This window comes from Nocardioides cavernae, assembly GCF_016907475.1.
Lineage (GTDB): Bacteria > Actinomycetota > Actinomycetes > Propionibacteriales > Nocardioidaceae > Nocardioides > Nocardioides cavernae.
This window is the reverse complement of sequence record NZ_JAFBCA010000001.1, coordinates 3,466,368-3,481,351: the sequence shown is the minus strand read 5'-3', so window position 1 is coordinate 3,481,351 and position 14,984 is coordinate 3,466,368. Positions and strand designations below refer to the sequence as shown.

Below are 14,984 nucleotides of genomic sequence, written 5' to 3'. Positions count from 1 at the left end.
GAGCTCCTGGATGCGTTGACGAATGCTGTGGACGGGCTCACACACCCGGGCCGGAGTCGGTCCGGGTGACGGAGAGGAGCGGGACCCCGAGGTCTCGCAGCTTGTGCAGCAGTCCGTGCAAGGCCGCCTGGTCGGTGACGGGTCCTCGCAGGGCGGTCGTGCCGTCGGCGGCGCGAGACAGTTCGAGTCCGTCGAACCAGGCGGCCCAACGGTCGTCGAGTCGGCCCTGGACACGGATCTCGTACCAGTTGCCGGTGTCCCGGCCGTTGGCCGGTTCACGCGGGGTGTCGCTGCTGCTCATGGCGCGAAGCTACGAACGCACCTGATGAGAGCGCGTCATCACAGGTGATGACAGCAGTGATGAACTTCGTCCGGCAGACGTGAGGGCAACCGAGGTGGCGTCAGAGACGCAGCTGGTGTGCCCGACGCACGGCAGCACGGCGGTTGTTCACGCCGAGCTTCATGTAGATCCGTTGGGTGTGGGTACGCACGGTGGGCAGCGACACGTTGAGGTGGCGGGCGATGGCGGGACCGTCGAGGTCCGAGCCGAGCAGGCGCAGCACGTCGAGCTCTCGAGCGCTGAGGGGTACCACCAGCGTCTCGCCGCCTCCCGGGTCCTCGGAAGCCTCTCGGGCAGCGACGGAGCCCGCCTCGCGGGAGGCGGCCGCCACAGCATCCGCAAACGCCGACCCGTCAGGCATCATCGCCATCAGGCCCTGGATCCGGGGGGCGGCATCGAGGAACGGGCGCACCCAGCCGACGGCTTGCGCGAGAGCGCTGGCATCCGTCAGCCACGAGAGAGCCTCCTCATCGTGACCCGCAGCGTCGGCAGCCGAGGCCAGCAAGATGGAGGTCTCGACGACGGTGGCCGTGCGAGAACCTTCGGCGGCCGAGTCCCGGAGCCGGCTCAGCAGGGCGGCTGCCACCTCCAGCGTCGCCGAGTCGCCCGTCCTCTCGTGCTCGGCCAGCAGGAGCAGCGCGAAGGTGACGTGCTCGTACTCGCGCAGGTAGCTCAGGTCCTCGTCGACGACGATCCCGGCCATGGCGGCCCACCGCCGCGCGGCGGAAAGGTCGCCGTGGCGGATCTGCAGCCTGGCGCGCACGGCGGGGAGAGGCCGGACGTCGGGGGAGAAGTCGCTGTTGAAGAGCCGCTCGGCCTCGGCCAACAGCGTGTCCGCGGCCTCGTGGTCGCCGATGCGTTCGCGCAGGGTGACCATCGCGACTCGCCACCGGTACGGCTGTTGCGGCAGGCCGGCCTCGTCACCGAGGTCGCCCGCCCGCCGCAGATCCTCCGCGGCCTCGGAGGTCTCGCCCCGTTCCCACGCCACTCGCGCCAACGCGACCCACATGTCCGCCGTGCCACGCACGACGCCTGCCCCGGACTCGTCCGGAGCACCGGCCAGCTCGAGTGCGTCCTGTGCGGCCCGGTGGGCTGCGTCGAGGTTGCCCAGCGCCAGCTCGAGGTCGACCACCGTGACCGTGCAGCCCAGTGCGTCCGAGACGTAGCCCAGCGCTGCGAGTCCCCGGGCGGCGGCCCGGTAGTTGTCCCGTGCGGCCACGAGATCCCCGGCCGCCCACGATGCCAGCCCCTTGAGCGCGGACGCGGATGCGACCGTCAGCTGGTCTGAGGCACCCGCAAGTTCCAGCGCGATGTCGGCCTGCCGGAGGGTCGCTTCCAGGTCGCCGGACACCAGTGCGAGGCCGGAGCGATGGGTCGCCACCACCGCGGGGAGTCGCCGCCACTCGACCTCGTCGCGCACCACCATGTCCACCGGCGGCGACGCCAAGGTGGACTCGATCGCGTCGAGGCGGTCGCTGACACCGTGGAAGACGTTGCTCGCCATCAGCGCACCGACCAGGTTGCTCGCCAGGACCGGGCGGCGCGCCAACACCTCCGACGGCACCGCCGGCACCCAGCTCCGCAGCACCCTCTCCGCCCGCCGCCGCCTCAACCCCGGAGTGGCGACTTCGATGAGGTCCGCTGCACGGTCCACATCACCGGCCGCAAAGGCGTGACGTACGGCCGCCTCCACGTCCCCCGCCTGCTCGTACCAGTCGCTGGCGCGCCCGTGCAGGACCGGAATGTCATCGGGACGCTCCGCCAGCAGCCTCGCCTGCAGCACGTCGGCGAACAGGTGGTGGTAGCGGTACCAGCGTCGGTGGTCGTCGAGCGGCACCAGAAGCAGGTTGCGTCGTTCCAGCAGCTCGAGCACAGCATCGCCGGCCATGCCGTCGACGGGGCCGGCGACCGCATCGCACAACGGGCCCGAGAGCCGGTCCAGCACCGAGGTGTCCAGCAGGAACCGCCGCAGAGGGCGGGGCTGCTGGTCGAGGACCTCGTCGGCCAGGAAGTCGACGACGAACCGGTCGTCACCGGCAAACGACGCGATGAAACCCGAGGAGTCGTCCCGGCCACGCAACGAGACCGCGGCCAGCTGCAGCGCTGCGGCCCATCCTTCGGTCCGAGTCTCCAGCGTCTCCACGTCCGACTCGGTCAACCCGAGGTCATGGACCTCGTTCAGGTAGTCGCCGGCCTCGTCGAGGCTGAACCGCAGGTCTGCGGCACGGAGCTCGACCAGCTCCCCTCGAGCGCGAAGCCGTGACAACGGCAGCGCCGGATCGGCGCGTGTTCCAAGGACCAGCCGAAGCTGTGGCGGCCGGTGCTCCAGGAGCTGCGCGACCGTCTCGCTGACCTCGGGGGTGTCGGCGAGGTGGTAGTCGTCGAGCACCAGGGTCACGTCCTCGGCGCGGACGCTCAGCTCGTTCACCAGGCTCCCGATGACATCGGTCAGCGTGCCGCCGGCTGACTCGAGGAGGTTCAACGCGGCGGCGGCCGACCCGGAGCTCACAGCGTCGAGGGCATGGAGGACGTAGGTCCAGAAGCGAGAAGCGTCGCCGTCCCGCCGGTCCAGGGACACCCACGCCACCGAGGCTGCGTCGCCGTAGGTGGAGGCCAACAGCGTTGTCTTCCCGAAGCCGGCGGGCGCAGACACCAGAACCAGGGCGGCGTGCTGGGCGCGCTGCAGCTCCTCGGTCAGACGGGCACGGGCCACCAGCCCCGGTCGGGGTCGCGGCAACGTGAGCTTGGTCTGCACCAAGGCGTCCACCACCGGCGCTCCCTCCCAGCAACCCTCCTCGAAGCGTAGGGGAGGAGGCGGCTCGGGACCTGCCCGATTCCGGTCAAACCCCGACCGTGCCCTGTCGCTGACCCTCGGGCAGGGCCATTCTGGGTCGGACATCAGCCATCGCTCGGGCGGACGTGCGGGGGGAGTCGTGCCCGGACCCGAGCATCGCGACGTCAGACGCCCGCTCGCCGCCGACCACATCGGGCGTGGCCGGGTCGGGTGGGGCTTCATCGCTCTGTACGCGGTCTCCTACACCGGAGGGGCGCTGCTGTTCCTTGCGCCGCTCCTCGTGTCGCTCGCCTTGAAGGTGCGTGACCTCGTGGGCGCCGAGGCGGCCCCCAGCAACCTCGCCCTGGTGGCCGGTGTCGGGTCGCTGCTCGCCCTGGTGGCGAACCCCCTGTTCGGGAGGTTCAGTGACCGCACCACCGGCCGGTGGGGCATGCGGCGCCCGTGGATGGTGATCGGAGTGGCGGTCGGTGCGCTCGGGACGATGGTGGTCGCGACCGCACCGAACGTCGGCACCGTCCTGCTCGGCTGGTGCCTGTGCCAGGTCTTCTTCAACGCCACCCTCGCCGCGCAGACGGCCGTCCTGGCCGACCAGGTCCCGACCAGTCAGCGCGGCGTCGTCTCCGGTGTCCTGGGCCTCGCCGTTCCCGCCGCATCCGTGACCGGCACGTACCTCGTTCAGCTCTTCGACCACTCGACGGTGCTCATGTTCGCAGTGCCGTGCGCCGTGGGAGGTTTCGCCGTCCTGCTGTTCGTGTGGCGCCTGACGGACCGGCGTCTCGACGCCCGCGACAGACCGCCGTGGTCCCTGCGCGAGCTCGCCGCCACCTTCTACGTCAACCCTCGCAGCAACCCCGACTTCGCGTGGGCCTTCCTGTCCCGGTTCCTGCTCGTCACCGCCTACGCGTTCCTCGTCACCTTCCAGGCGTTCTTCCTCCTCGCCCAGATCGGCAGCTCCGAGGATGCTGTGCCACGCCAGGTCTACCTCGGCACCGTCGCCCAGTCCGTCGCACTGGTCACCGTCGCACCCGTGGCCGGGCGCATCTCCGACCGGCTCGGGCGGCGCAAGGTGTTCGTCATGGCTGCGGCAGTGATCTATGCCGTAGCCCTGTTCGTCATCGCCGACGCCACCTCCGTCGATCGGTACCTCGTCGGCATGGCCATCGGCGGCGTCGGGTTCGGCATGTACATGGCCATCGACCTCGCCCTCGTGGTCGACGTCCTCACCGACCCGCTCACCGCGGCGAAGGACCTCGGAGTCCTCAACATCGCAGGCACCCTGCCCTTTGCTGTCGCCCCAGCGGTCGCTCCAAGCCTCCTGGCTCTCGGGGGCGGCAGCTACGCCGTCCTGTACGCCGTCGCCGGTGCCTGCGCGCTCGGCGGCGCCGTCGCCGTGGCACCCATCAAGAGCGTGAGATAGCGACCTGCCGGAGCCACTGACGAGGCTGCTCGCCGTCAGTTCTGAGTGAGCCTCCCCTCGACCTGCGGGTCGACCGGGCTGTTGGCCGTGACGTAGTCGGTGGCGATCTGCATCAGGTCGTCGCCGGGCTGCTGGACGTCGGTTCCGCCCGCGAAGACCGTGTAGCCGTCACCGCCGGTGAACATGAAGTCGTTCGTCACCAGCCGGATGCTGTCGCCGTCGGTGATCGGTGTCTGCGTCCCGCCGATGCCGTCGGGTGTCTTCCACATCCCGTCGACGACCGGCGTGGTTCCCTCGCAGTGGAAGGTCGCACGCAGGCCGGAGACCTGGGGGAAGCGCCCGGTGGCGATCGACGTGTTGCACACCGGTGAGAACCCGTTGAGGAACGCCTGGCGCAGCTGGGCACCGGTCAGGGTGAGGAGGGTGGTGCGGTTGCCGAACGGCAGCACCGCGAACATCTCGCCCCACGTGACCTCGCACGGCGCCTCGCCGGCGCTGGGCGGCGAGCAGACGATGTCCTGCCGCAGGCCGCCGGAGTTGGTGAAGGCCGCATCGATGCCGGGGTACTTCCCGCGCATCGCGTCGGCCACCATGTTGCCCATCTCCGACTCGAGGAGCCGGGTCGGGGCACGCAGGATGTCGTTGGCCTGCGTGCCGATCACCTGGTTGCGCAGCACCGCGGTCTCCGCGTTGGCCTGGTCGACGATCGCCTGGACGTCGGGACGGCCGGTGACGCCGAGCGTCTTGGCCACGCGGGTCGCGCCGCCGGCCCACGCCACGTCGCCGTTGCGCACCATGAGCTGGAGCACGGAGTACGACGCACCGGCGTTGATGCCCTCGGTGATGAGGATGTCGCCCCGCATCAGGTTGGAGACCCGGTGGGTGTGGCCCACGATCATCGCGTCGACGGTCGTGTCCTGCAGCTCGTCGGCGATGCCGATGATCGGGCCCTCCCACGGCACTCCGGGCGTGGTGCCGACCGGGTTGGCGCCGAGCGCGGTGCCCTCGTGGATGACGACGACCTGGACCTTCACCCCCAGGCGGCTCAGTCGCTCGGACTCGGCCTTGATCCGCGGACCCTCGTCGAGGAACTCCAGGCCCTCGGTCGCACCCGCGGCGACGAGCTCGGGCGTCCCCTCCAGCCCGGCCCCGATGACACCGACCTTCACGCCGTTGACCCGGAACACCGCCGACGGCGTGACCCAGTCCGGCGCCTCGCCGGTGTCCTCGTCGACGATGTTGGTCGCCAGGAACGGGAAGTCGGCGCGCGCCTGGTGCTCGAGCAGCCGGGCGACGCCGTAGTCGAACTCGTGGTTGCCGTACGACGTGGCGTCGAGGCCCCACGCGTTCTCCACGTCGATCGCGGGCATGTCCTCCAGCAACGCCGAGTTCGGCGGGGAGGCGCCGACGTTGTCGCCGCCGGCCAGGATCAGGCCCTGGCCCGGAAGCGTGGAGAGGTCCTCGTCGAACATCGTGGCGAGGAAGGACGCCCCGCCGACCCGCGCGTTGATGCCGGCGTCGTACGCCCGCGTGGTCGGGTCGAGCTGGCCGTGGAAGTCGTTCAGGCCCACGATCGGCACCGGGGTGTACTTCTTCCCCTGGTCGGACACGTCGAGCAGGACCTTGCCCTGGCTGTGCTGCGGCTCGGGGATCCCGAGCAGGAACGCCAGCGTCGGGGCGAGGTCGATGGAGCGTGCGTCGACCGTGCCGTGGCCCACGCCCTTGCCGCCCGCGATGAACGTCGCACGCATGTTCACGTTGGCGGCGAGGTTCTGGACGTCGGGGACGTAGCCGTGCTGCCCGAAGAAGTGCGAGGGCGCCACGAGCGTGCCAGGCGTCTCTGCGTCGAACTGGTAGGGCGGGTAGGAGAAGACCACCAGGTCCCCGGTGCGGGTCGGGTGGGCCATGTCGGCGGTGCTGCCCGGACCGTTGGGGATGTAGCGGGACTCTGCCTTGGTGAAGGCGCGGTCGATGACCTTCCACCCCTCGGGGTTGCCGTCGTGCGTCCAGTCGTTGGGGTCGGTCAGGCCGAGGTACTTCGCCTTGATCGCCGCGACGGTCGACGCCTCGTCGGCCGCGGCCACCTGCTGGAGCCCGCCGCCTGCCGGGTCGCGCCCGGCGAGGTTGAGGTAGACCTGCAGCGCGCCGCCGGCCCAGCAGGCCTTGGCCTTGCCGATCGTCTCGCCGGTGGCCGTGCGGCAGTTCGAGGTCTGCGGTCGCGACAGCAGGCCCATCTCGACCAGCGGCAGGCTGGCGTCGATCGCGAGGAACTGCGGCGCGAAGCCGTGGTCGGAGCCGACGAACGTGGTCGGGTTCTTGCCGACCAGCGAGCGCGCCAGACGCAGCGTCTGGTCGGACTCCTGGTAGGCCTCGCGGATGAACGCGGAGCGTTCCTTCACGCGTCCGTCCTTGACGCCGTCGAGGTCCACGTCGTCGTACGCCGGGTTGGCTGCACCGTTGGGCAGGCGCTTGCTGATCAGGCCCAGGAACTGGTGCTGGAACTCGTCGGTGGTCGGCATGCCGACCATGAGCAGGTCGGGCTCGTAGGTCTCGGCGATGTACTCCAGCATCGGCCAGTGGCCGGTGGACCAGTAGAGGCCCTGCTGGACGTAGGTCTCCTCGCTGGTCACGCCCGCCTCGAGGATCGCGAAGTCGGCTGCGGTGGAGGTCGGGAACTCGGCGGCAAGGTACTCGTCGAACTCGGTGTATCCCGGCTCGCCCGGCCACGTCGGCCAGCTCGCGATCGCGCGGCTCACCGAGGTGTGGAACAGCCGGACCCGGGACAGGTCGGGGGAGAGGGTCTCGACCTTGACCAGCATGCCGGCGGTCTTGCCGGCCAGCGCGCCGCCAACGATCTTCACCTTCACGTCGGCCCACTGGCCCTGCTTCAGGTCGCCGACCGCGTCCGCGCCGTTCTTCGTGGGCGAGAACAGCACCCGGTCGTACTTCGTGCGGCCGTCGTTGCGGCTGTCGTAGATGTAGGCGTTCAGGCCGTACTTGTCGACCGTCCCGTCGAGCACCCGCATCCGCATCTCCTGCGCCGGGCTGTACGACGTCGGCACGCCGGTCCAGCCGGTGGCCGGGGTGGGGGCGGCGGCCGGGAACGGGTCGCGTCCGGCATACCCAGCCGGGTGGTCGAACTGCAGCCCGAACGAGGCGATGAACGGCGCGTCGTCGAAGAGCACGTCGCCCTTCTGGCCGATGAAGTTCGTGGCCACGCCCCGACCGGAGGAGAAGGTCTGGAAGTCGATCGTGGGCCCCTGGATCGAGGCGTTGCGCCCGCCGGCCCACTCCATCTGGGCGACCTTCAGGCCGCCGCGCTCGGCCGCTTGCGCGATCGACTCCGCCTGCAGCACACCGGGGTCGAACGCCGCGGTGCGGGTGGTGCCGAACGGGTCGCCGTTCTTGTGGAAGGTGTTGTTGGTCGAGCCGGTCACGCCCGGCCACGCGCCGGTCGCCATCGTGTACCAGCCCGCTCCGGTGTTGGGCGGCGCCTGGGTGAGCATGCCGTCACCGCGCGCCTTGACGCCGTTCTTGAGGAACTTCCGCATCGTCGGCATCGCCCCCTGGTCGGCGTACTTCTCGACCAGGTCCTGACGCAGGCCGTCGGAGGCGAAGAAGACCGCCTTGCCCGAGGTGGAGGGGGGCGACGGATGGTGTCCGCCGCCCTTGTGGGCCGACGCGGCGGGCGTACCCACGGTGAGGGCTGCGACGGCGGCCGGGGCCACGAGGGCCAGGGCTGCGGCGACGACGACGGGACGACGGTCTCTGCGGTTCACGGCACCCTCCAAGGCGGGGTGGGAGCCCATCCTCAGGGAACGTGTGGCGCCCGGGCACGGCTCCCCGGGGATGGATCGAACCTCCACCCGCTCTCCGATGGCGTCAAGGCCCCGCTTGGGTATGTCCCTGCCTGAGGCGGACCCGTCGCACTTCCGGTCCAGACCGCGTGAGGACCTCTCGAACGAGGGAGTCAGCTCACCGGACCTGACCGGTCGCGTCTCGTTCGGACGAGATGAAGTCGCGCAGCACTCGCGCGAACCGCTCCGGGTCGTCGAGGTGCGGGAAGTGACCAGCGCCCTCGAAGAGCTCGACGCGACAGTCGGGAACGGCCCGTTGTGCGTTGAGCGCGTGCCACGCGGGAATCATCCGGTCGTTCGACCCCCACACGATCATGGTCGGGGGAGCGGTCACCGCACTGAGGTGGTCGTGCGCATTGATGCTCTGGCCACCGAAGTCGATGACCGCCCGTGTGGTGGCCAGGAACGCGCGCCGGCTGTCGCGGTCACCGAGGGTGGTGAGCCCGCGCCAGATCGCGCCGACGTCGGCTCCCGGTTTCCACCCGATCCGCTGAGCGCCCCGTCCGAGTGCCTCGACCCTCTCGAGCACTGGAGTCGAAGCGATGACGCTGAGGACCTGCTCGGCACCCGGCAGTGTGGCCGATCGCAGGGCGAGGTTGACCTCGCGCCCCAGCCCGCCGCTCGACACGAGGACGAGACAGTCCACCCGGTCGGGGAAGAGGTAGAAGAACTGCATGGCGATGCCGCCGCCCAACGAGTGTCCGACGAGCGTGACCCTGTCGATGCCGAGGTGGTCCAGGAGGTCCCGCAGCGTCGCGGCATGGGAGCTGAGTGAGTAGTCACCCATGGGTTTGGCGGAGTCGCCGTGGCCGAAGAGATCCGGGACGATCACCCGGTGGTCGTTGTCGACCTTGTCGACCAGCTGGGACCACTGTCGCTCGGACCCGAGGATCCCGTGGACGAAGAGGACGACCGGTCCCTCACCACTGTCGACGAAGGACAGTTCGTGGCCGTGGAGGGTGACCTTGAGCGTGCTGAGGCGAGCCATGGCCGTCATCCTCGCCGTTCGGCGCGGCTTCAACCAGCCGCAGCCCGACAGTGACTGGGGCTGGCGCCTGGTGGGCCACCACCTGTCCCTCAACTTCACGGTGGCTGGGCAGGACCTCATGGCCGCGACGCCGTTCCTTCTCGGCTCGGAGCCGGCCCGGCTGGGACCGTTCCGGATCCTCGGCACGAGGAGGACCTCGGCTTCGCCGTTCTCGCACAGCTGGACGATGACCAGCGCGCGACGGCGACGATCCACACCACCCCTCCGCCCGACTTCGCGAGCCGGTGCGTGCCCGTGCTCGGAGACGAGGAGTGGCCGGACGTCCATGGCGTCGGCCGGCGCGACGCCCCGATCACCGACGCGGACCGCGAAGCGCTGCGGTGGGTGAAGGGACAGCCCCGTGGCCTGTCCCGTGCCCGAATGGGCGCCAACCAGCAGCAGGCGTTCGACGAGCTCGTCGAGGCGTTCCTCCTGCGGCTCAAACCCGAGCAGGTGGGACGGGAGATGGACCGGATCCGGAACGCCGGTCGGGACGACCTCCACTTCGTGTGGGCCGGGTCCCACCGCATCGAGGAGCCGCACTACTTCCGCCTCGAGGGTCCAGTGACCCTCGTCGAGTTCGACAACACCGAGGACGACGCCAACCACGTTCACTGCGTGTGGCGCGACCCCACCAACGACTTCGGTGTCGACATCCTCGCCCAGCACCGGGCGGCCCAGCACCCGGGTCCCGCCGACCACGCCGACAGGCCCTGACGGCGGCGCGTCGGACGACCACAAGTCCCGGCACACCGCTCGCACGCCGCGTGGAGCGTCGTCGTACCCACGAGTTGTGATCGTCGGACACGCCGAAGGCCCCGGCCCCCACGAAGGGGACCGGGGCCTCGTCGTACGACGGTACGGCTCAGATGTCGTAGTAGCACCGAAACTCCGATCGTGCTCGCGGTGGATACAGGCCGTTTCCGCAGGTGAGAGCCACACTGTGTCAGGTTTTGTGTCCGCTGCAGTCCCACTCGAAGTGAGTTGTGGAGAGAAGTTCCGGGGGAAATTCGGGGGAAGACACGCGACGAGCGACCTTCATGCTCATGCGATGCGGAGCGGCCAGGCACCTCGCTTGAGGGTCGGACAGGGGCGCGCCCAGCGCGACGTGCGCAGAGCGAGTGGGGTGGTGCTTGACCTGGTGGTCATGCGGGTCTGTCGGCGCGCGCAGGCAAGATGGCCTGCGTGAGCGAAGCGATCCCTGAGGCCGAAGCCTTCCTGCGTTTCCGACTTGAGGAGATGTCGTCGCGCAACGAACACCACCGATTCGAAGAGATCGCGGCTCGCGTCGCGCACAAGCGCATCAGTGCAAACATCCTCGTCGCGACCGGACCCGTCAGCGCCGGCGGAGACCAGCAGCGTGATGCGGAGACGTTCCACACCAGGATCCCAGACGAGCTCCCGCACGCCACGGGGTTCGCTGCCTCCGCCAGTACCTCTCCGATCGTGGTCGCCTGCACGGTCCAGCGCACCGGCCTACGGCAGAAGGTCCGCGACGACCTCGCGGGCATCTGCGCCGAGGACGCCGCAGCGGTCGAACATGTCGCCTTCTTCTCCGTACATCCCATCTCGGAGGGGCACACCCACGAACTACAAAGGTTTGCCCGGGAGACATACGGGGTGACTCTCGACATCTTCTGCGGCGACGACATCGCCACACAGCTCGCCCAGCCGGACTTGATCTGGGTCGCGCGTCACTACTTAGAACTCCCGTCCTCGATGGTGCCGCCACCCGAAGGCGATCCGGCGCCCGAGTGGTACACCGAGCTGCTCGACAAGCTCCGACGCAACAACGGACCCAGCATGCTGACGCCTGCCACCCAAGGCGAGGTGACCGAAGGGCTGCGGTTCGCAACTTGGGACGCCGACGCCAACGCCGACATCCCCGAATGGCTGGCGTTCATGCGCTCGTTTCTCTCACACACGGACGAGGACGAAGCCGACGGAGAGCTGGCGTTCCGTGCCTGCTACGAGATTGCGGTCGCGCGATTCCGCGGAACCGGTGTAGCCGAAGACATCGAGGACCTTGTTCGGCGCGCGCTCGAGTACGCGTGCACTAGCGATCAGCCCAACATCGTCGACGACGCCGTGACCCTCGCGTCGTACTGGGGTGTCATGTGGACCACTGGCGTAGGGCGCGCCGAAGCCGCCGAGATTGCCGCGGCACAGCAACGCCTTCGCCAGCACGTGTCATCACTCCTCATCGGCACCAATCCCGACACCCATCCGGTACGCGCCGCGTCCCTGACCGGGACGCTTGCGTTCTCCTACCTGCTGCCCAACTGGGAGCTCGCCGCATCCAGTTACGGCACGCCTGAGCCCGCAGAGCGTGCCCCCCACGTCGGGGTCACGCTGGATGACTTCGAGGTCAACGTGGGGCTTCTCGACCCCCGCTACTTCACTGGTCTCGAGCAGGCTATGGAGCAGTTGGATGCGCTGATCGACCTCCTTCCTCGCGCGAAGCCCTACTCGGTGCGCCAACTTGCGCGGGTCTTCAACCTGGTGGCTCCGCTGACCGTCGAGCACCCCTCGTACGCGAAGGTCCGCGATGGTCTCGACGAGGCCACCGCTGCGGTCCGCGGAGATGCCGCCACGGCTGAGGCGTGTCGCGACCGGGGGACCGCGTTCCTAGAGGCGGATCAACCCCTGCATGCGTTGGCCGAACTGCACACCGCGAAGGTCAAGTGGTTCAACGGCGACACGATGTACGGCGCCATCCTCACCATGCGCTTCATCGCACAGGTCTACGCGGAGTTGGGCCTGATGTACGCCGCCAAGATGTACGGGTGCGCAGCCGCGACCCTCGCTTTGTTATCCGATGACACCGACGTCAAGTCCCAGCTCCCGAAGGCGCTGCTGGAGAGCGCGGGCTTCGCCCAGCGGGCTGGAACGTGGGTGGACGCCGCGGCGCTGACAGAGGTCGCACTTCTTGCCCGCGCCCAGTTCATGGTGGACGGGTTCGACTACGACACGAACCCCGACTTGGCGCACCACGAGACCAACGCAGCCCTTGAGCTGGCAGGAATCCGAAGCTTCTGGCCGGAGATCGAGCCCCTCATCGCTGCCGCCCACCCGACCACAAGGTGGTACGAGGGCCTCGTCGAGCTCATCGAGACCGACGGCTCAACGTTCGACCTGAGCGAAGACGAGTTCCAAGACCGAGCCACAGCGCAGCTCGGGGGACCCGTCCTGAGCGATGTCGGCCCTAGCCGCATCATCGACTTCACTGCGCTGGGCGTGCGGTGGACCTTCACGTTCGACAACGACCAGACATCTGTCCTGACCGCCGAAGCGGCCGTGGCAGCCTTTCAGGTGCTCCTCGCCGACATCGCGCACCTGCACCCGGTGCTCATCCCAGCGACCGTGCACACGACGATCGACGTTGTGCCCGGAGCGGAGCGAGCAGACGACAACATCGAGATCGGCGAATCCGATTCAGAGGTGCACGCCCAGATCACCCTGACAGACGACTGCGCAGACGCCGACGCACGATGCCAGGCGTTGATGGTCATAGGTTTCCAGCTCATCCAGTCGGCGCATGTGCGTCCGCCCGGCGAACTTCAGGACCTCATGGAGCCACTATTCCGGGGCGGCATTACACACAAGATCGCAATCGGCAGGCCCTACGAGGAGACCACGCGGCTCTTCCCGCCGGAGCACTACACGCGACTTGCGGAAGCGACCCGCCCAGCATCGTCCGACTCATTTCGACCGACCGATCGGCCGGCGCTCGCGGCCTCGACCAAGCGAGGTCCGGGCTACGACGAAGCTGCCTCGCTCCGGACCATTCGGGAGCGCTACGAGGTTGCGAATGACGCTCTGCGATACACGTTGCCCCGCATCCTCGCCGACGCTCACGGCCGGGCACAGATCGAACGCCTGCGCGCGGACGGATGGCTCGACTGGCAGATCTTGGTCACGTTCCTCAATGCGGCCCTCAATTGGAAAATGCAAGTCGCCGGAATGACGCCCGACCATCACGACAACGCTGCGCTCATGAGGCTCGGCCGCGCTCCGGAGACCGCCGACTCCCCGGAGATCCCGCTCAGCGTGTTCGACGCGGACAACCTCGAACTGCACTTCTTCATGCAGACCGTCACTGTCGCGCGTCGATGGAACATCCGTGGGCGAAACGAAGGCAAGGAAGAGGGCGCGTTGCGGGACCTTCTCACGCGGCGCTACCGATACGCGGTCGATGATGTCCCTCATCGCGATCTCCTCGACTGTGTCGACGCTGATGGGGCTCTCCTGCCGCTGCTCGACATCAACGAGTAAGTCCAATGGCCCATAACTCGAGTCACATTCCTACCGATCGCTCAGGGACGAACCTTGTTCGCTGACGACGCGCGGCTGTCGCATCGCGACCTGCCCAAGGAGGTGGCTGTGGTCGGCGCAAGACTCGACCGCAGTGTCGAGCATTTCGGCGCATTCCGAGACGCCTGGGCAGCTCATCTCGATACCAGCCCCCATGCCGTCGGTGTCGAGGTTGGTGACGACGGGCTGGGCCGCATCGTGTTCACGCGCCTGCAGGAACCTCCTGCGAAGTTGTCCCTCATCCTGGGTGAGTTCCTCTACGAGCTACGCGCCGCACTCGACAATGCTCTGTACGCCGTAGCCATCCTGGACTCCGGACAGGACCCCCCACCCAAGGCGTCAGCCCTCGAGTGGCCAATCTGCGCTGATGAGAAGGCCTGGAAGTCACATCGAGATCGCCGGCTGAGTGCGCTCTCGATCGAAATTCAGGACGCTCTTTACGCGATCCAGCCGTTCCAGGCGGAATTGCCCAGCTGGAACTGTCTCAGGATCCTCAACGAGATGGCACGCACCGATCGGCACCGCGCAGTCCACTTCGTCACGTCGTTCGCGTCGAACGGGTGGCTCCAGCACGACATGAACCTTGTAAAGGATTTGCAGGTCTTCCCAGGCCCCGTGGCCCCTGACGGGACGTTGGCGACCTTCCGATGGCTCGGGGACTTCCCCATCAACCCCGACTACCTCGATGGCGGGACCGAGTTCGACGTCGAGGTAGCTGGAGTCGAGCTCGGGCCGGGACCCAACGGTGACGAGGACGTCAGACCATGGCGCACCCTCGAAGAACGACTCCGCGCGCTTCACCGTGCGGTCACCGAGTACGTGTATGGCCTGATCGACCTGGGAATCGAACTTGCTTACGAGCGCGAGCATGGCATGGACGCGAAGCCGCCGTGTTAGACCGACGTGCTGCATTGCTGGCGGGCCCTACTCAGGCTGTCTGGCGAACGTCGAAGCCGTCGCGATTGTCAGCCAGGTAGTCAGGAACTGACAGATTGCCGGCATTCACGTGCCGGGGAGTGAGCACGTGAAAGGAGTTCGGCTAGGTGGCGCACGACTGCCGTGTGGGGCAGATCACACCGGATTTCTGAGCGATCGACCTGCTGCCCCGCACACCTCAACCCCTGAAGGGGTGAGGAGGGCCAACCCGGCCCTACCTCTTCAGTCGGAGGTGCGGTATGCGTGTGTTCGTTCGGGTGTTGGAGCTGCTGCCGAAGCCCAGTAGTCCGGTGGCCGAT

The 14,984-nt window shown here is 68.4% G+C and carries 8 protein-coding genes and 1 pseudogene; 5 read left to right on the top strand and 4 right to left on the bottom strand.

Annotated features, from left to right (window positions below; all coding sequences use genetic code 11):
* Nucleotides 1-37: 37 nt before the first annotated feature.
* Together JOD65_RS16280 and JOD65_RS24105 are read right to left on the bottom strand one after the other, a co-directional pair.
* Entirely contained in the window at nucleotides 38-301 is a 264-nt protein-coding gene (locus tag JOD65_RS16280; RefSeq protein ID WP_191195950.1) for a DUF8691 family protein, read from the bottom strand.
* Nucleotides 302-401: 100 nt separating this feature from the next.
* Nucleotides 402-3,110 (bottom strand): winged helix-turn-helix domain-containing protein, encoded by a 2,709-nt coding sequence (locus JOD65_RS24105; RefSeq protein WP_191195949.1) that lies wholly within the window; start codon nucleotides 3,108-3,110, stop codon nucleotides 402-404.
* Nucleotides 3,111-3,273: 163 nt separating this feature from the next.
* Between JOD65_RS24105 and JOD65_RS16270 the strand changes: the two genes are divergently transcribed.
* Complete coding sequence (locus JOD65_RS16270) at nucleotides 3,274-4,551, top strand: MFS transporter (protein ID WP_191195948.1); 1,278 nt, start codon at nucleotides 3,274-3,276, stop codon at nucleotides 4,549-4,551.
* 35 nt (nucleotides 4,552-4,586) lie between these two features.
* Here the strand turns inward: JOD65_RS16270 and JOD65_RS16265 are convergent, their stop codons facing one another.
* On the bottom strand, nucleotides 4,587-8,330 hold the full coding sequence (locus tag JOD65_RS16265; RefSeq protein WP_191195947.1) for a 5'-nucleotidase C-terminal domain-containing protein: 3,744 nt from the start codon (nucleotides 8,328-8,330) through the stop codon (nucleotides 4,587-4,589).
* Nucleotides 8,331-8,526: 196 nt separating this feature from the next.
* Nucleotides 8,527-9,396, bottom strand: a complete 870-nt coding sequence (locus tag JOD65_RS16260; protein ID WP_191195946.1) for an alpha/beta fold hydrolase — start codon at nucleotides 9,394-9,396, stop codon at nucleotides 8,527-8,529.
* Between JOD65_RS16260 and JOD65_RS24210 the strand changes: the two are divergent.
* The 4 genes and pseudogenes from JOD65_RS24210 to JOD65_RS16245 form a co-directional block, all read left to right on the top strand.
* Nucleotides 9,299-9,547 (top strand): annotated as a pseudogene (locus JOD65_RS24210) (DUF3500 domain-containing protein); the annotation flags it as partial. The gene JOD65_RS16260 and the pseudogene JOD65_RS24210 sit on opposite strands and share 98 nt — an antisense overlap.
* Complete coding sequence (locus JOD65_RS16255) at nucleotides 9,451-10,152, top strand: DUF3500 domain-containing protein (protein ID WP_191196241.1); 702 nt, start codon at nucleotides 9,451-9,453, stop codon at nucleotides 10,150-10,152. The pseudogene JOD65_RS24210 and the gene JOD65_RS16255, both read left to right, overlap by 97 nt.
* A gap of 468 nt (nucleotides 10,153-10,620) precedes the next feature.
* Complete coding sequence (locus JOD65_RS16250; protein WP_191195945.1) at nucleotides 10,621-13,710, top strand: hypothetical protein; 3,090 nt, start codon at nucleotides 10,621-10,623, stop codon at nucleotides 13,708-13,710.
* Between the two features lie 54 nt (nucleotides 13,711-13,764).
* Nucleotides 13,765-14,646 carry a hypothetical protein gene (locus JOD65_RS16245; protein WP_191195944.1) on the top strand — a complete coding sequence of 294 codons (882 nt, stop codon included), beginning with the start codon at nucleotides 13,765-13,767 and terminating at the stop codon, nucleotides 14,644-14,646.
* Nucleotides 14,647-14,984 lie beyond the last annotated feature (338 nt).